13 protein-coding genes are annotated in these 18,113 nt (G+C 67.4%); 4 read left to right on the top strand and 9 right to left on the bottom strand.

Annotation, left to right across the window (positions count from 1 at the left end; genetic code table 11):
- Nucleotides 1-542: 542 nt before the first annotated feature.
- The 4 genes from ABD256_RS40025 to ABD256_RS40010 form a co-directional block, all read right to left on the bottom strand.
- Nucleotides 543-1,538, bottom strand: coding sequence for a Rossmann-fold NAD(P)-binding domain-containing protein (locus tag ABD256_RS40025; protein ID WP_344430909.1), 996 nt, complete (start codon nt 1,536-1,538; stop codon nt 543-545).
- A 445-nt stretch (nt 1,539-1,983) separates the two neighbouring features.
- Complete coding sequence (locus ABD256_RS40020) at nt 1,984-2,928, bottom strand: NADP-dependent oxidoreductase (RefSeq protein WP_344430907.1); 945 nt, start codon at nt 2,926-2,928, stop codon at nt 1,984-1,986.
- 39 nt (nt 2,929-2,967) lie between these two features.
- On the bottom strand, nt 2,968-4,461 hold the full coding sequence (locus ABD256_RS40015; RefSeq protein WP_344430905.1) for an alpha/beta fold hydrolase: 1,494 nt from the start codon (nt 4,459-4,461) through the stop codon (nt 2,968-2,970).
- Nucleotides 4,462-4,632: 171 nt separating this feature from the next.
- Complete coding sequence (locus ABD256_RS40010; RefSeq protein WP_344430903.1) at nt 4,633-5,256, bottom strand: RraA family protein; 624 nt, start codon at nt 5,254-5,256, stop codon at nt 4,633-4,635.
- 119 nt (nt 5,257-5,375) lie between these two features.
- Between ABD256_RS40010 and ABD256_RS40005 the strand changes: the two genes are divergently transcribed.
- Nucleotides 5,376-5,918, top strand: coding sequence for a TIGR03086 family metal-binding protein (locus tag ABD256_RS40005; protein ID WP_344430901.1), 543 nt, complete (start codon nt 5,376-5,378; stop codon nt 5,916-5,918).
- 4 nt (nt 5,919-5,922) lie between these two features.
- Here the strand turns inward: ABD256_RS40005 and ABD256_RS40000 are convergent, their stop codons facing one another.
- The 3 genes from ABD256_RS40000 to ABD256_RS39990 all read right to left on the bottom strand — a co-directional run bounded on the left by ABD256_RS40000 (nt 5,923) and on the right by ABD256_RS39990 (nt 8,868).
- A complete protein-coding gene (locus ABD256_RS40000; RefSeq protein ID WP_344430899.1) occupies nt 5,923-6,168 on the bottom strand; it encodes a LuxR C-terminal-related transcriptional regulator in 246 nt (81 codons plus the stop codon).
- Between the two features lie 148 nt (nt 6,169-6,316).
- A complete protein-coding gene (locus ABD256_RS39995) occupies nt 6,317-7,606 on the bottom strand; it encodes a DUF2786 domain-containing protein (protein ID WP_344430897.1) in 1,290 nt (429 codons plus the stop codon).
- Between the two features lie 65 nt (nt 7,607-7,671).
- On the bottom strand, nt 7,672-8,868 hold the full coding sequence (locus ABD256_RS39990; RefSeq protein ID WP_344430895.1) for a metal-dependent hydrolase family protein: 1,197 nt from the start codon (nt 8,866-8,868) through the stop codon (nt 7,672-7,674).
- A gap of 295 nt (nt 8,869-9,163) precedes the next feature.
- Here ABD256_RS39990 and ABD256_RS39985 point away from each other — a divergent pair, with 295 nt between their 5' ends.
- The 3 genes from ABD256_RS39985 to ABD256_RS39975 are packed head-to-tail and all read left to right on the top strand — an operon-like array spanning nt 9,164 to nt 14,205.
- Nucleotides 9,164-10,816, top strand: coding sequence for a DUF262 domain-containing protein (locus ABD256_RS39985; protein WP_344430893.1), 1,653 nt, complete (start codon nt 9,164-9,166; stop codon nt 10,814-10,816).
- Nucleotides 10,813-12,057 (top strand): type II toxin-antitoxin system HipA family toxin, encoded by a 1,245-nt coding sequence (locus ABD256_RS39980; protein WP_344430891.1) that lies wholly within the window; start codon nt 10,813-10,815, stop codon nt 12,055-12,057. Before ABD256_RS39985 ends, ABD256_RS39980 begins: the two co-directional genes overlap by 4 nt.
- A 57-nt stretch (nt 12,058-12,114) precedes the next feature.
- Nucleotides 12,115-14,205 (top strand): UvrD-helicase domain-containing protein, encoded by a 2,091-nt coding sequence (locus tag ABD256_RS39975; RefSeq protein WP_344430889.1) that lies wholly within the window; start codon nt 12,115-12,117, stop codon nt 14,203-14,205.
- Between the two features lie 135 nt (nt 14,206-14,340).
- On the opposite strand, the gene ABD256_RS39970 is transcribed toward ABD256_RS39975, so the two are convergent.
- Nucleotides 14,341-17,412, bottom strand: a complete 3,072-nt coding sequence (locus tag ABD256_RS39970) for a helicase HerA domain-containing protein (RefSeq protein WP_344430887.1) — start codon at nt 17,410-17,412, stop codon at nt 14,341-14,343.
- 8 nt (nt 17,413-17,420) lie between these two features.
- Nucleotides 17,421-18,050, bottom strand: coding sequence for a hypothetical protein (locus ABD256_RS39965; RefSeq protein WP_344430886.1), 630 nt, complete (start codon nt 18,048-18,050; stop codon nt 17,421-17,423).
- Nucleotides 18,051-18,113: the final 63 nt, after the last annotated feature.

The following is an 18,113-nucleotide window of genomic DNA, read 5'->3' as shown; positions in this document are numbered from 1 at the left end:
GCCCCCGCAAAACCCTCAACTGGCTCACCCCCAAAGAAAAACTCACCATGCTACTGTCCTAAATAGAGCATGTTGCGACCACCGCATGAATCCGCCAAGCCTTCACGGCACCAGATTCCCGCAAGGACCCCTTCAAGGGCATGCGGCCCCGCGGGCAGGTCGGTGAAGGCCGAATCCGCGGCTCCCACGCCTATATGAAGGCCCCTGCCGGGGCGCGAGCGCGGAAGTGAAATAAGCGCGAGCCGCCGAGATCCCGGCACATGCCCGCAAGGACCCCTTCGGGGCATCCAACGCCACAATCTCGGCCCGCACAGCGCGCGACCATGACGCCGCCGATGCCCCGAAGGGCGCCTTCGCGGCGTCACATTCCCCGAAGGCTCCCTTGAGGGCACGGCCGGGATCCAGGTCGCTGACGGTCAGGCGCGCCACCCGGAACGAGCCACCGGCTTCGCGGGGCAGCCAGAAGACGTTCGCGGCCCGCTCGGCGACGACGGGCATGTCACCGGCCGAAGTCCCGACGCCGGTGAAGTACCGCCCGCCGGTCAGAGCAGGGCCGGTTCGGCGTAGGCGGAGCTCGCCAGGAAGTCGGGCACCGCGATGATCTCGTCCTGCGCCGTCGCTGCCCGGAGCACGAACTGCCCGACGGCCACGTCCAGCGGGCTCATCCCGAACGGGGTGAACACGGTCGGCTTCGCCGCGTCCACGAGCACCTCGCCGCGCAGGACCTCGCCGAGCGTTCCGGTGACGAACCGCCGCCCGCCGGTGGCGTGTTCGGCCAAATGCGGCGAGGTGTACGCCTGCAGGCACTCGTCGACGTCGTCGAGGACATTGTTGGCGGCGAGGACGAGCTCCACCGGCAAAGCGCGAAGTGACACGTTGAGCAGCAGTTGTCCCGCGTTCAGCGGTGTGTCCGAAGGAACATAAGGATCCTTCTCCCGCTTCGCCAGTACCACCACGTCGGCGTCGAGCATTCCGGTCAGTCCGGGGATCCGTTCGAGAACGACATCGGCGTCGGAACAAATTCGCGCGAGGTCCTCGTCGCCGGTTCCCAGAACGGATATCCGCGCCACCTCGGCCTGCCGCGAGGCCGGCATTGTGAGATAGCTCGCCATCTGCGTGACCACCGCGCCGTCACCCACGAACGCCACGGACAGGCCACGATCCTTCGGGGCGAACTCCGCGATCGCCACCACCGCCGACGCGGCCGCGCGCGCCGCGCCGATCCAAGTGGCTTCCATACAGGCCGCTGGATGTCCGTCCACCCCGTCGGCCAGTACCAGCATGCCCCTCGTCTGCGGGGTGGCGTCCTGCCCTGACGGCACGCTCACCACCCACCGCGCCCCCGATCCCGACGGCGCGTCGAACGCGGCCACCTGCCCGTCCGCCGCGACCGAGCGGGCGAAACCGCTGGCAGGCGACTCGCCGTCGTCCACGCCGTGGTTCAGATAGATGCCACGGACAATCTCCACGACCTCGGGCGCGAATTCGTCCAGTATCCTGCGAACCGCGCGTGCGGGCACGACATGCAGGTCTCTCATGACATCCTTTCCTTTGCGATCCACACCAGGAGACCGCGGCGAGAATTCCCGGCTTCGTCGCACAGGAGCTGCGTTCGCCCCGCGCACTCTTGGCCGAGTGGAAGGGCAGCACGACGAATCCTTCTCCGGGTAGTGGATGCGCGGCAATCGGCCACCAGAGTGGAAAGTGACCCCGAACGGTCGACACCGGCCAGTGAGAACGGGGAACGAACGGTGAAAGACAATTTCGTGGTCTTACTGAAAAGACCGGTCGCCGATTTCGGCCCTGGCCACCCCGGGCAGCGTTTCACCAGCAGCGGGACGACACCGTCATCCGGTGACGCGAGCAGGTGACACCCACGCGCGCGGTGACCCGGAAATTCCGTCCCACCCGGAAAAGCACCACACGGAATATTTCCGAACAAGATGCAGCAGCCGTTTCAGAATGGGTCCGGCGACCACGCCGTCAGCTGAAGTCCAGCACCACTCGCCCGCGCAGGCCGCCCGCCTCCAGCATGCGGTGGGCCTTGGCGGCCTCCTCGGCGGGGAGCACCTCGGCGACGCGCAGCGTCAGCGTGCCGTCCTCGACCTGGCGGCGGAGCCGGTCCAGCCCCTCGGTGCCGGTGATGCCGTCGGGTGCCATCACCGGGTGCACCCCGATGCCGCGTCCGGCGGGCCCTGGCCAGCCCCGGAGTTCGGCCAGCGCCCCGCCGTCCGCGATCGCGGGCACGACCTCGGTGGTCTGCACCGAGCCGTCCACCAGGCCGAGAACACCGTCCGGGACCAGCGCGCGAATTCGATCGGCGACGTCCGTGCCCCGCTCGACGACCTGGTCGGCGCCGAAACCGCGCACGAGCGCGCTGTCGTGCGGGGCGGCGTCGGCGATCGCTGTCAAGCCGTCGGCCTTGGCCAGCTCGACCGCGTACCCGCCGACGGCGCCGGCCGCGCCGGTCACGGCGATGACCCCGCCTCGCGGCACGGCCAGCGCGTCCAGCGCGAGGCGTGCGGTCACGGCGTTCATGAGCAGTGTGGACGCCGCGGGAAAGTCCGCCCCCTCCGGAGCGGGAACCACGGATGCGGCCGACACGACGACCTGTTCTGCGTAGGCCCCGCCGTGCGGGCTGGTGAACAGCACCATGGCGATCACCCGCTGGCCGACCGCGAGGCGGCCGTCGGTCCCGGGACCGACCTGGTCGATCACCCCCGCCGCATCCATGCCGGGGACGAACGGGGGCCTGCGGTCCGGCATGCGGACCGCGTGCCCACCGGTGCGCAGCAACACGTCGGTGGGGCTCACCGCGGCGGCGTGCACCCGGATGCGGACCTCGCCGGGACCCGCCTGCGGTTCGGGCAGGTCCAGGACCCGCAGCGCTTCCGGACCACCGAACTCGTGGACGCCAATGGCCTTCATGTCCTCGTCCAACCCGTCTTGACGACACGGAATTCCTGATCAGTCGTCGCGGCAGGTGGTGTCGGCCTCCGGGAGCGTGCCGTCGCGGAAGTAGGTGTTGACGGCGTGCTCCGCGCAGGCGTTGGGGTAGTTGCCGAACACGGCGTGGACGCGGACGTCCTGCAGGGTGACCAGCCGGGAGCCGGTCATCGCGCGGTGCAGCGCGACCCCGCTCGCGTACGGGGTGCGGGTGTCACCGGTGGCCTGCACGATCAGCGCGGGCACCGGGTTCCGCACGACGGTCTGGCGCTCCGCGGGCGGGGCCCAGGAAGCGCACGCGGTGATGTTGTCGGCGAAGGCGCCGAAGACGGGCTGGCCGGCGCGGCCGCGCTGGATGTTGCGCCAGTACCACTCCGGGTCACGCCGCTCGGCGACGTCACCGCACAGCACGGCCGCCTGCCCGGAGTTCTGCATCCCGGGACGCGGCTTGTAGACGAAGCTGAGGTCCTTCTCCAGCGCCGGATTGGGCACCACGTGCTTGCCGTCCGCGGCGTCGGCGGCGTCGGCGATCTGCCGCACGGTGTGCGCGAGCACGGCGTCGTTCCGCGCGTCGGACAGCGGGTTGAACAGCATCATGGGCAGGACGTGCTGGTCGAGGCGGTAGTCGCCGATCGGGATCGGCTGCCGCGCGGCCCGGCGGATCAGGTCCTCGGTCAGCGCCCGCACTCGTTCCCGGGTCGTGCCGAGGTGGTATTCGGCGTCGTGGGCCGCGGTCCAGGTGGCCCACTCGTCGAGCGCGATCTCGTTCGGCTCGCCCATGTCGTGCAGCATGGGCGAGCCGTACCGCTTCGCGTCGACGGCGCTGTCCAGCACGATCCGGTCGCTGCGACCGGGGAAAAGCTGGGTGAACACCGCGCCCAGGTAGGTACCGTACGACCAGCCGAAGTAGCTGATCCTCGGTTCGCCGAGCGCACCGCGGACGACATCCATGTCCCTGGCGGTGTTGCGGGTGGAGATGTGGCGCAGCTCCGGGCCTTCGGCGGCCGCGCACCGCTTGGCGAGATCGGCCTCCAGCCGGGCGGTCCGCTCGAACGCCTGCCGGTCCACGCCCGCCGACCGGAGCATGATGCCCACCGGCCAGCCGCAGTCGACCGGCGCGGACCGGCCGATGCCGCGCGGGTCCATGCCGATCAGGTCGTACCGGGACACCACGTCGGGCGTCATCGCCTTCTTGACGTCGAGCATCATGTCGAGCCCTGGGCCACCGGGCCCGCCGGGGTTGGACAGCATGATCCCGCGCCGCCGCGCGGGATCGGCGGCCTTCAGCCGGGAGATCGCCACGGTGATCGTGCGGCCGCCGGGCCTGGCGTAGTCCACGGGCACCGTGACGTCGGCGCACTGCGCGCCCGCCGCGTCCAAACCCTTGTCCCCACAGGGTTTCCAGTCGAGGCGCTGGTGGTAGAACCGGTCCGGCCCGCCGTTCCCGGCGGCCGGTTCGGCGGCGGCGATGCCGGTACCGGCCAGCAGGCTCGCCCCGGTCAGCGCCCCGGCCACTACACGACGCGAAGTCCTTGTCCGCAACGGATTCCTCCTGGAAGACCGACGGGCCGCCGATCGGCCCTCGTCCTTCCGAGGTTAGGAATTCCCGCCCCGCACGCCGATGTCACCAGCACCCCGATCACCGGACCGGCGAGCACCCGCCGCGAGGGTGGCGCTGGCTACACCTCAGGCGGGAAAACCGTTTTCCGCCAGGATCTTTTCGATGCGTGCGCGGTGCGCCTCTTCCCACTCGTCGAGGGACTCATCCGCCTCTTTGGCGAGTTTCGCGCAGGCGTCGGCGAGCACCCGCTCCTGACGGTCCCCGGGACAGACCACGACGCCCTCTTCGTCGGCCACCACGATGTCGCCACCGCGCACCCGCACGCCACCGCACCGCACCTCGCCGCCGAGCGGTTCGACGGCCGCCTTGGTCCCCGGGATCGGGATGACGCCCCTGGCGAAGACCGGGAAGCCCATCTCCCGCACTTCGGCGAGGTCGCGGAGCACACCGTCGATCACGAACGCCGCGATCCCGCGCCGCTGCGCCACGGCGCAAACGTTTCCGCCTGCCAGCGCGTAGTCCACGTCGCCCGCCTCGGCGACGATGATCGAACCCGGCCGCGCGCGGTAGATCGCGGCGTGCAGCATCAGGTTGTCGCCTGGCGGGCACCGCACCGTGAACGCCGGGCCCGCGACCCTCGGTACCGACGGCCACAGCGGGCGGATGCCGATGTCCATGACCTGCTCGCGGCCGAGCAGGTCGGCGAGGGTGGTCGGCGGGACGGTCGCGAATCCGGTGACGTCGGTCATGCTCTTCCTTTCGGCAGGTCGGCGTGATCATCGCATCCGGGTGGAAAGATCCGGTGGTGATGTCCGGCACGGGGCCCCGGCTGCGACCGCACGGTGAGACCCCGAACCGAGGAGCAGCCATGATCGACTTGAAGCCAGCCTGCCACCGGATGGCCGACCTGCTGGCCGGAGTAACCGACGACCAGCTCACCGGCCCGACGCCGTGCGCGGAGTACACCGTCGCCGATCTCGTCACCCACGTCGACGGGGTGGCGCAGGGGTTCGCCTCCCTCGCCCGCAGGACCGGCGGCGAGCAGGCCGAACTCACCTTCGCCGACGGCTGGCCCGACGGCACCGCCGAGCACGTGCGCGCACTCGGCGAGGCGTGGGACGACACGGCGGCGTGGGAAGGCAGCACGGCGGTGGCGGCGGATCTCGCACTGCCCAACGAGCTGTGGGGCAGGATCTCGCTCACCGAGATGGTGGTGCACGGCTGGGACCTCGCACGGGCCACCGGACAGCCCTTCGCCCTGCCGGAGGAGACGCTGCTGGCCTGCCTCGACCACGTCACCGAGTTCGTGCCGAAGGCACCGGTGCCGGAACTGTGGGGCACCCCGGCCCAGGTCGCCGACGACGCGCCGCTGATCGACCGGATCGTGGCCGTCACCGGCCGCACCCCCTGACGCCTCACACGATGCCGAGGCGGTGCGCGAGGGTGGCCGCCTGGACGCGGCTGGTCACGCCGGGCTTGCCGAAGATGCTGGAGGCGTGCACGCCGACGGTCTTGACCGGGATGAACGGCTCTTCGGCGATCTTCCGGTTGCTGTGCCCGTCGGCGGCCAGCGCCGCGGCGGCCGCGCGGTCACCGGCCTCCAGCGCCGATTCGGCCGCCTGCGCCGGTGGACGCGCTCGACGAGCCCGAGTCCGGTTCACCGCCGAGCGCCAACCTGAGCTGGGTACGTGTCGCGCCTTTCGCGAGGCGCTCCGAACTCACCGGCACGCCCACCGACCGCTTCCGCATCGGGCGCCGTCACCCCGAACCCGGACTCGACGCCCTCGCTTCGCGGCTCCGGAACAGGACCTAGGTGATACGAGCGCGGTCGACGCCTAGCTTGGCGGCTTCCGCGGCGGCGCGGCCCGCGTCCCATCCCGCGTGGTTGCTGATGGTCCGTGCGCGCAGGACGACCTCGGGGAACATGGTCTCGAACAGGTCGTCGACTTCCTTGGTGCGGCGGGCGAGGACGGGGAGCAGGCGCTCGTCGGAGACCTGCTCGCTGGTGGCGTGATCGGCCTCGGCGAGGCGCTCCCCGATCCGCTGCGCGTAGGCGAGCAGGAAGGACTGCCGGAACGACCTGGTCCGCGACTGGCCGGTGCGCGTGACCTGCCTGCCCGTCGTCAGCATCGCCTCGGTGGCCTGCACCAGCAACGAAGTGGACAGCAGTTCCACGAGTTCGAGATCGACCTCGTGCCCGACGAGCGCGACGAAACCCAGCTTCTCGTACGACACCGCGCGGCACCGGTTCGCCTTCGCCACCGCGGACACCAGTGACGCCTTGGCCCCCGGATACGGGTTGTCGAGCCAGAACCGGCGCCCCGTGCCCCGCGCGCCGCTTCCCTGTTCGGCCTCCACCAGCGCCCGTTCGAACGAGTAGCGGCTCATCAGCTCCTGCGCCTTGGCCGACAGCGCCTCGGCCTCTTCGGGGAACTGGCTCGATTCGGCCTTCGCCAGCAGCCCGCGCACCTTGGCGAGCATCCGCTCGTCCACCCCGGTGCGGGCACTGCCCTCGTCCGGCAACGGGATCTCGGGCAGCTTCGGCAACGTCATCAGCATGGCGAGCGCGGCGATGACCGCGCCAAGCGCGTACTCGTGCGTGTGCCCGTGCTTCTCGGCCCACTGGCCGAACTGCGGCCGGTCGGCCTCCCACCACACGACCGCGCCGATTTCGTCGAGCTGCGCACGCCATCGCCAGTGCACCGAGGCCGCCGCGCGCTGGCCAAGCTCTCCGGCGATCGCGTCCACCAGCAGCCCCGTCCCGGTTTCGGTGAGCCGCCGCCTGGCGATCTGGAAGACGTCGTAGGGCTGCCAGCCGCCGGTCCAGGTGTGCCCGAGCGCGCGCCGCAGCACGAGATCGACGGCGGTGTCCACCGACCGCCGGGCGCCATGACGGCCGCTCGCCAGCTCGGCGGCCAGCATCCGCGCCTCAGCCTCCGAAGGGCCGGACGCCGCCTCCCACAGCACCCTGCCGACGAAGTTGACCGTCGCGGCATGCCGCTCGGCGGCGTCCTGCCCGACGCCGTCCTGGTAACGGTTCGCTCGCCGGGCCCGTGCTTTCTGCTTGGCCGCGCGGTTTTCCCTGTTTTTCGTGCTCATCGCAACTCCCTCCCCGAGTCGACGGCGAGCCTAATACGGCCGACCGACAATTCCGCGCGCCGGGTTCAGCCGAGCGGAACGCCGGCCTGCACCACGATGCGCCGTTTCGAGGAATCCCACAGCAGCGAGGGTTCCTGCACCGGATCGCCGTCGAGGACGAGGAGATCGGCGACGCAGCCTTCCTCGACGCGCCCGAGATCGGGACGCCGCAACAGATCCGCGTTCACCGATGTCATCGACCGCAGCGCGAGGAGCACACCGTCCACTTCGGTCTGCAGCCGGACGCCGTGGAGCTGCTCGTCTTCGAGCGCGCCCATCAGGTCGGTGCCGAAGCCGACCCGCACCCCGGCCGCGCGAGCCAGCTCGATCGCGGTCCTGCCGTGGTCGAGCACTTCGAGGTTCTTGGCCCGCGAAACCGCCGCCAGCCCCATCTCGTCACTGCGCCGGTTCATCGCGTCGTAGGTGGCCAGCGTCGGCACGAGGAACGCGTCGTGTTCGGCCATCACCTTCGCCGTTTCGGCGTCGAGCAGATTGCCGTGCTCGACCGAACGCACGCCGTTCTCCACGGAATGCCGGATCGCTTCCGGCGAATAGGCGTGCGCGGCGACATAGCTGCCCCGCCGCGCGGCTTCTTCGGTCACGGCGCGGACTTCGTCCGGCGAGTACTGCGGAATGCGGATCGGGTCGGTGAGCGACATGACCCCGCCCGAGGTCATGATCTTGATGGCGTGCGCGCCGCGGCGGAAGCGGTCGCGCACGGCCTGCCGCAGCGCGTCCACGCCGTCCACGACCTCGGTGGTGTGGGCGTGGCACGCGCACAGGTCGCTGTCGGCGGCGCGGGCGTCGCCGTGCCCGCCGGTCTGGCTCAGCGCGGCACCGGTGTAGAGGTACCGCGGCGAGGCGATGAGCCCCTGGTCGATCGCGGTCGCGAGCCCGGGATCGCCACCCGCCACGTCGCGCACCGTGGTGAAACCGCGTGCGAGCGCCGAGGAAAGCCGCTTCGCCCCGGCCAGCGCGACGTAGCTCAACGGCGTGGACTCGATGCGCAGCCCGTCCAGCCCGATCCCGTATGCGTGGAAGTGCGCGTCGATCAGCCCCGGCAGCACCGTGCCGCCACGTGCGTCGAGGACCCGGTCCGCCGTGGCCGCCGCCCCCGGCCCGACCTCGGCTATCCGCCCGTCGACGACGTGCACCGGCCCGTCGATGAGTTCGTCCGACACCCCGTCGAACACCCTCGCGTTGACGATCGACAGCGAACCCATTCGACTCCCCTTTCCCCGGCTTCGACCTCCCCAGCACCTTACGGTAGGCGCCGCCGCCCCGAACCCAGTCACCAGTGGTGAGACTGCCGCGACCCGTTGTGAATGCCTTTGACCTTCGCGTCCGACCGACCGCCGCACGTCGGCTACCCACATACGGGAAGGCAGCCAAGCCCGAGCCTCTAGACTCATCCCCGTCAGCGATAGTCCCGATCGCTTCGATGCACACGCCGTCGAAGTGCACGAGGCAAGCACTCGAGTCTGGCAAGGTGCGTGAAGAGGACGGGAGATCGTAACAATGGCGATGACGCTCAATTCACCGCTCAGCACCACCACGATGGACGTGGAGTCCCTGGTCGGCATGGCCTGGAACGGTCAGATTCGGGTGCCGAGCTTCCAGCGCGACTTTCGCTGGCACTGGGAGGATGTACGCCGATTGTTCGACAGCATCGTCCGGGGCTACCCGGTGGGCAGCCTCCTGCTTTGGGTGCGAAAAGCTGACGAGCAGCGGCTCCGCTTGGGCACGTTGGATATCGATGCCCCAGCGAGCACCGAGGCACTGTGGGTGGTCGACGGCCAGCAACGTATTACGAGTCTGGCGAACGCGCTGCATCCCGACGGCCAGCAGGACCAACGCTTCGCATTGGCCTACGACTTGCGCGACGAGCAATTCGTCCGATTGCCAAAGGTCGAAGATCCGCTGGTAATTCCACTACCAGTGCTGTTTGACCTGCAGAAAATTCTCATCTGGTTCAACCATCATTCCGGTATTTCCGACAGGCTCGAACAAGCCAGTGGAGTAACCCGGACCCTGCGACAGTTCCAGGTTCCGGCGTATCAGGTTCGTCAAGCAGACCCCAAGGTTCTGCAAGACATCTTCGATCGGATGAACAACTACGGAAAACGGCTTTCTCGTGCGGAGATCTTCTCGGCTCTGAACGACCAAGAGGTCGCCGGACAGCTCACCATCGATCTCATCGCGGAACATATCGCGTCCGACCTCGGCTTCGGCACGATCGACGGCAACACCATCCTCCAGGGCGTGCTCGCGCGACGCGGCTCCGATGTCAAACGCGATATCCGTGACGAATTCGCCGTCAATGGTGACGAAGGGCGGGACGCGGCCTATCACGAGGGGGAACAGGCTCTCCGACGAGCGGTGGCCTTCTTGCAGCAAGACGCGCTCGTTCCACATTTCTCCATGCTCGCCTATCGATATCTCCTGCCTCCACTGGCGCGAGTATTCGCCCATCACCCCAATCCCGACCCGCGCAATCGACGGTTGCTCCGCCGCTGGTACTGGCGGGCCGCTGTAGCTGGACCACAACAGTTCAAGGCAGGCACCGGTGACGCCGCGCGGATGCTGTGCTCTCGCGTGCTGGAAAAAGACCTCAGCAGTTCGGTCCAGAATCTTCTCGAACTGGTCGAACAGAGCGAGCACGTGTTGCCGGACCTCAGGAGCTTCGCCACCAATCAGGCTGCGACCAAGATCGTGCTCTGCTCATGGTGGGCTGCGGGTCCGAGGAACCCCGATAGCCACGAGCAGTACGAAATCTCCGATCTTGCGGACTGTCTCGTCGACCGCACGACGGCGAGGGACGCCGTCCGATATCTCGCACCCAACATGTCGGTCACCAAGCCGTACCGTCCATGGGCGGCCAACCGGGTACTGATGCCGATCGTGGAGATCGACTCGGAGGAAGTCGGCCTGCGGCTCGTCGACAAGGTCGTCACCGACGAGGCGTCCTGGTCGAAGGTCCTTGAATCTCATGCGGTCACCGACGAAATCATCGAGCTACTCCGTGTCGGCGCCCTGTCCAAGGCACTGGAGAAACGACGTGAACTGCTGACGACGCATCTGCAGGATTTCCTGCAGAACATGTGCGAATGGGGCTTCGAAGACACGCCGTCACTGACCGAGCTCGTACTGGACGATGAAGAGCAACTATGACGCCGCGTGAGCAACGCCACGGCGTTTGGCTGGGCGACTATCGAGTCGGCACCCTGAACCAACGCGGCGACTACACCTGGTTCACCTTCACTGAAGAGTATCTTGCGGACCCTGATCGTCCCGTGCTCGGACTGGTCTTCGAACAGGACCTCGTCGCACGCCACGCCAGCGCGTTGCGACTACCGGCATGGTTCTCCAACCTGTTGCCAGAGGGCAGGCTACGAGACTGGATCGCCACGGATCGAAGAGTATCCGCCGACCGCGAAATGGAACTACTCGCGCAGGTAGGCCACGACCTTCCCGGGGCGATCCGGGTACTGGCTGAGGCGGATGCGCCCGATGACGGCTGGGATCCGTTCACTGCGGGGGCGGATCCCTACGGCCCCGATGGCGACGGCGAGCACGGTGGTTGGCGGTTCTCACTGGCAGGAGTGGGCCTCAAGTTCTCCATGATCCGTCATGACGACCGACTCACCCTTCCCGCGCATGGCGAAGGCGGTGATTGGATCGTCAAGCTGCCGGACCGGGTCTACGCCGACGTTCCACGAAACGAACACGCGATGATGTCCCTTGCCACGGCGGTCGGCATCGACGTACCGGACGTGACCCTCGTCCACCGCGACAAGCTCGACAGACTTCCGCCGCACGTCTGGCCGGAGGGCGAGGACTGGGCATACGCGGTGCGCCGGTTCGATCGTGCAGAACACCGGCGGCCGGTGCACATCGAAGATCTCGCACAGGTTCGAAATGTCTACCCAGATCGGAAGTACCACGGCAACTTCGAGACCATCGCGGCGTTGCTGTACCGCGGCCGGGACGTCACCGCGCTCCGAGAGTTTGCCCGGCGACTCACATTCATCATCTTGATCTCGAACGGCGACGCACATCTCAAGAACTGGTCGCTGATCTACTCCAACCAGCGGGTGCCCACTCTTTCTCCCGCCTACGATCTGGTGAGTACGGCCGCTTACCGGGCTGAGAACGAGCCGGAGGATCTCGGACTCAAGTTCGGTGGTACCCGGAACTTCTCGCGGGTCGACTACCGCACTTTCAGTCGTCTCGAACAGCGGCTTCACGCCAACGGAGCAGACCTGGCCGATGTCGTCGCAGACACGGTGGAGCGCACGACCGACGCTTGGCAACACCACGCCGACCTGCTCGATGTCAACAAGCCGCTACAGGACACGGTGGACCGAAGTATCGAAATCCATCGCGGTAGCCTCATGAGAAGGTCGTCGTGACCGGTCTGCACCGAACCGCACCTTTCGACCGGGCAACCACCTGGAGGGGATCGAGCAGTGGCGCAACTTGCTATCGACAAGGACTTCCTTCGCGAGTTCGCCCGGCTGGAGCGGCAGGTCCAAGACCGAGTCACGGAAGTCTTCGCACGATTCGAGAACGCGCACCACGCGGGAATCCATCTCGAGCGCATCAATAATGCGCACGACACTCGCTTTCGGTCCATCCGGATAACCCATTCTTTGCGCGGCATAGTGCTCGCTCCCGAGTCCGGGGATACCTACGTCTTGCTCAAAGTCCTACCGCACGACAAGGCTTACGACTGGGCAAAAGGTCGCACCGCGTCGGTGAACGCCACAACCGGACGTATCGAGATCCGGGACACTGTCGCTATCGACGCCTCGCTGCCTGAGCTATCGCGAATGGCCGAGACCGCCCCGACCCGGCTCTTCGCCGCTGTCGACGACGGTGATCTGATACAGCTCGGCATCGACCAGCAGACCCTGGGTTTCGCCAGGGCGCTGACGGATCCCGTTCAACTCGAAGCGGCCAAGTCCTTCCTGCCGAGCACCCAGTGGGATGTGCTTTACGGGCTCGCGGCAGGACTCTCGCCGGACGAGGTCTGGATGGAACTCAGCGAAGCCATTGTCGCAGAACCAGTCGATACCGATGACCTCGTAGCAGCCGTCAAGCGCAGCCCGGACCGGATTGTTCTCGTCGACGGTCCCGACGAGCTCATGGCCATTTTCGCACATCCTTTCGCACTGTGGCGGATCTACCTGCACCCGGCCCAGCGCAGCGTAGTTCGAAAACGGTACCGCGGGCCGGCACGCGTAAGCGGCGGTCCCGGAACAGGCAAGACGGTAGTCGCTCTTCACCGCGCACACTTCTTGGCGGAACAAGGGGAAGGGCGAATTCTGGTTACCACCTTTACCTCTGCGCTCACCGATTCCCTCAAGGCTGGAATCAAACTCTTGACACCCTTCCCTGAGGTCGCAAACCGTATCGAAGTACTGAACGTCGATCAACTTGCCCATCGCATCTTCCGTGATGCACATGGGTCGCCTTCGATCCTTCAAAGGGCCGAGGAGAAAATAATATGGCAGCACATACTAGAGAACCTCGGACTCGATTTCAGCGAGAGCTTCCTAGCCGACGAATGGCGGCAAGTCGTGCTGGCTCAACGCGTTTCCTCAGCGCGAGAATACCTGGCAGCCAAGCGCGATGGTCGTGGTCGCCAACTTGGGCCGCGCCAGAAAGCACAGGTCTGGCAAGCGCTGCTGGAGTTCACGGAAACCCTTCGAACGGAGGGCCATTGGACGCACGAAACGGTTCGCGCCGAGGCAACTCGATTGCTTGAGAATCGAAACGACAAACCCTACCGGCACATCGTCGTTGACGAGGCACAGGATCTCAGTGCCGAGGGATGGCGACTACTGCGGGAGGCCACCCCCGGTGACCGGGACGACATCTTCATCGCTGGCGATACCCACCAAAGGATCTACAACAACAGGGTTACTCTGAAAGACGTAGGAATCAACATCCGCGGCCGGTCGTCCAAGCTGCGGATCAACTACCGCACCACAGCCGAGATTCTGGCGTGGAGCCTGGGGTTGATGCGCGGAGAGCGGATCGACGACATGGAGGACGGTCTGGACTCGATCGCGGGGTGCCGATCAGACGTACATGGGCTGCCGCCCGAACCGCAGGGCTTCGCGACCCTCGATGCCGAACTCGACCACCTTCGAGCCAAGATCCGGACTTGGCTGGGCTCGGGAGTACAACCAGGCGAGATCGGCGTCGCGGCACGCGCGAAATGGCTACTCACCATGGCACAACAGTCCCTGTCGTCAGCATCGATCCCCACCGGAATGCTGGCCGAAGGACGGGCGGCAGATGAGGCTGTGTCACTCGGGACAATGCACCTGATGAAGGGCCTGGAGTACCGGTGCCTCGCCGTGATCGGGGTTGGTGATCGTCAGATACCGGCCAGGAACGCGGTTACCCCGATCGAAGAAGACGAAACAACTCACCGGCAAGACCTGCAGCGCGAACTCTGCCTGCTCTTCGTCGCCTGCACTCGGGCCCGTGAGCAGCTGTCAGTCACCTGGCATGGTGCCCGAAGCCGGTTTCTCGCCAACATGGATTAAGCGATCGTCTCACCCGCGAACGAGAACACCGCTGCCACGGAAGGCTGCCAAGTGTTCCGACGCTCGTTCGGGCACCCTGCCGCCGGTGGCCAGCACCTGCGGGGAGTGTCCAGGCGGTTATCGAGAAGTGACGCATCAGGGACGGCGGCCTCGGGCGCGGTCGATCACCTCCTCGATGCGAAGCGGGCTGGCCGGGTGGTTGCTCAGGCACAGCGGCGTAGCGAGGTGGCGGAAGCCGAACGACTCGCCCGCCACGTAGAACTGGGCGCGTTCCAGCCGGGAAATGTCGTCGACCGTGCTTCCCTTCGCCCTGGCCAGCTCGTTGGCGGCGGCGATCTGGGCCGGGCTGTTGAGGCGGCCGAAGAACTGGGTCATCGCGTTGCCGACGACCTGGTTGTGCAGCCCTTTCGGCGCTTGGGTCGCGAACAGGAGGCCGAGCCCGTACTTACGGGCCTGAGAGGCGAGCACGATGGTGCTGCGCGTGCTCGCGGTCAAGGTGCCCGAGGCGGCGAGAGTCTGGGCTTCGTCCATCACGAACAGCGCGCCGAGCGGGCGGTCACCAGCCGGATTGCGCTTGACCCAGGCAAACAGTTCCATCTGCAACTGGTTGACGAAGTTCTGACGCTGCTCTTCCGCAGGCAGGCCGATGAAGCTGATGACGGACACCCTGGCACGCTTTCCCTGCTCCGGTGTGAGCAGCGCACCGGGGTCGACGGGATGGCCGTCCCCGGCCAGCAGCGGGTCGTTGACCATCGCGGCCTTGAGCACTTCGGCCAGATCTCCTGCGATGCGCTTGCCGTTGTTGAGGTTGCTCACCCCTTCGGGCAGATCGGACAGCACGTCGATGAGTGCGGGAAGGCTGCGCGATCCGGTGCGGGCGTGGTGGATGACCGCCTGTCGCAGCACGGCGAGCCCGATGTTCGCCTTGACGGTGCTTCCGGTCAGCCGGGCCTGCGGCGCCAAGGTCGCCACGGCCACCTCGACGGCGGCGGCGAACTCGTCTTCGTCATCGAGGACGCCTGCGAAGTCCGGCAACGGCTGGAAGGCCAGCGGTCTGCCGGTGGCCCGGCCGGGAGTCCAGACGACGACGTCCGTCTCCGCCAGGTACCGCTTGGCCAGCCGCGCGTCGTCCGGCCCCCACCCCGCGGGCGGACTCGGCCAGGCGTCCCCGAGGCGAGCCAGGTCGTTGTTCGGGTCCAGCACGATCGCGGAGACCCCGAGCAGGGCGCACTCCTCCACGATTCGTCTCAGCAGGACGGTCTTCCCCGACCCCGAGCCAGCGAACACCGCGGCATGTTTGCGCAGCGCCGCGAGTTCGACGCGCACCGGCTCGCCCGTGCCCACGACGGCGCCGAGCGTTAGTTCGCCGTCCGCGGGGGGTGGATGCCTCCCGTCCGCACGCTGCCCCGCCGGTGTCTCCGGCAATACCGCCGACAACAGCTGTGACCGTCCGGCAGGCCGCCGATCGACGAGCCACTCGTGCAGATCGGTGCCACCCTGCACGAACATCTTTTCCAGCGCCCAAAAGGTCCGGACGTCCGCTTCGGAGAGCTTGAGTCGCTGCCCGCCGACGGCTTCGAGCGCCCTCAGCTCCGCCTGAGTCGTCGGTCCAGGTGACCATGACGCGTTGCGGAGGAGGATCAGGTGCCGGTTGTCAGCACCCTGCCGCAGTCCCGCGGCGGACCGCGCCTTGCGGAAGCGGTGCAGCACAGCCAGGTGATGCGGTGCGGCGATCGCTCTGAACGCCCAGTGCTCCTCCAGATCGGACGCCTCGTCGACGGTGCGGGTCAGCCAGGCGTGCACCTCGTTCCGCTCGGTCCTGGTCTCACAAGTCCATTCCATGTTGTCGTCCCCGACCTCGGTGATCCACCCCTTGAGCGCGGCGGACAGCAGTGCGGGCATCACCGCGTCCTCTGTCCGCTGGTCGAGCAGCATCGACGCGTCGGCCTCCGACCGCAGTTTTTCGAACCAGGCGTCAAGCTCGGCGAAGCGGTCCGGCTCGGGCGCGGGACGCGACGGCTCGGGAACGCGGGCCGCGTGGTCGCCGAAGGCGGTCAGCTCGCGAACCTCACCGGTTCGCAGGCACGTGTCGATGTGGGCACCGATGCGCTTCAGCAACTCACGCGGCGTGTACTCCTCCCAGGTCCCCTCGAACGCGGACGGCGCGACCGGCCAGGTCGAGTGCGGCGGTGTGAAACCCATGGCTTCGCACGCCACGCCGAGCCGTTTTTCCACCAGCGCCTTGCCCAGCGCGGCATCGGTCACCCGCCCGAGAATCAACGACTCGCGAAACCGGTCAGGAACCGTGTCGGCCGCGTTGTTCTTGATCTGCGCCCAGGTATTGGGCAGGCACATGAGCACGGTCATGGTCCGCCGGGTCACCTCGCGCAGTCGCATCAACCCGTCGGCGATCTGCGCCACGAGCATGCCACTGCCCGAGCCTGGTCCTTCTTCGTCCGTGCGCAAGGTGGAACGCGCGATGAGCGTGTCGAGCTGGTCCACCCCGATCACGACCGGCCCTGTCAGCGCCAACAGCCGCGTGATGTCCCGCACCTGGGCCTGCGCGGACTTGGGTTGCGGACGGATCCCCCATTTCCGCCGTTCCCCGGACTTCGATTCCTCGAACCCGCCGAGGTAATCGTCTCCGATGTAGTTCTTCCCCGTTTCCTCACTTGCGTAGAGCACCAGCGCCCGTGCGGTGTCGGCGCACTCGACGGCGACCTGCTTGTCGAATGTGCGCAGACCGTCGATGAAGGTTTCGAGATGCGTCCTGGTGAGCCCGCGCCCGCCGAGTATCGCCTTGGTGGCCCCGGCATCGACGCCGACCCGTAGACAAACCCGGCGAAGGAAGCTCACGAGCTGAGAGGAACCGGATTCGTCGGGCCGGGAAAGTCCCTGGCGCAGCGCGTCGGCGGTGTTCTCCCAAAACGCATCGCCCGCCGTAAGGTCGTCGAGGAAGAAATACCCACGGGCACGGTGCACCCGCCGCCGGACGAGACCGAGCAAGTGGGTCTTGCCGACCCCCTTCTGGCCTTGCAGCACCAATCCGATCGGGCTGGGCCCACCGCTGGCCGAAGCGTCGCGCAGCCCCACTTCGATAGCCGCGACAACGTCCGTGTGCAGCCCGTCCACGTGGTACGGCGAGTCCCGCCACACGTGGTCCGGAGTATCGGCCCAGTCGAAGCGCAGCGCGGCCAGCGCTGACATCTGGTCGATCATGGCGCCTCGATGGACAGTAGGTGGTTGTCCTCGCCCCCGACTCGGACGGCCGCCTTGTGATCGGCCGCGGTGAGCGCCTTTCGGTCGGACTCCGGGATCAGGCGGACCTTCCCGGTACGGCTCAGTTCTTTGAGCACGGCGTCCACGGCATGCGCGGACGCGCCGCCGAGCATCGGCCGCAGGTCCACCAGCCCCACCCAGTCTCGCGGCGACCTGGCGAGCTTGCGGTAGGCCGTCCGGATGCTGCTCTCGATGTCCTCCGTGGTCAGCTCGACGGTGGGCGTGAAAAGGTCGGCCAAGCGCAGGTTCTGGCGCCGCAAATAGTCGTCGAAGCCGCCGAGAAGGATGTAAAGCCCGGAAATCAGGGTGCTCCGCGACTGGGGAGGTGGCGTCTTCGCTCCCAGTTCGGCGCCGCACCACGCCCATCCGCTCTCGGTCAGCTGGTGGTGGAAAGCGCGTCCGGACATCTCGCTGACGACGTATCCGAGCTCGTTGAGCTCTCTCCGCTCGTTCCCGGTGAGCGTGAAGCCCACGATGGTTTCCAGCTCGGGGTTGGACACGTCGCGGGCGAGCACCATCAGGGTGAACATCGCCGCGGTCTGCTTGTGTCCCAATCGATCGGCCATCCGAGATCCTTCCCCACCGTGGTCGGTGGCCGCGATCGCGACCACCGGATCGAGCGCTGCACC

Source organism: Amycolatopsis minnesotensis (assembly GCF_039529815.1).
Lineage (GTDB): Bacteria > Actinomycetota > Actinomycetes > Mycobacteriales > Pseudonocardiaceae > Amycolatopsis > Amycolatopsis minnesotensis.
This window is presented reverse-complemented; position numbering and strand designations above follow the sequence as displayed.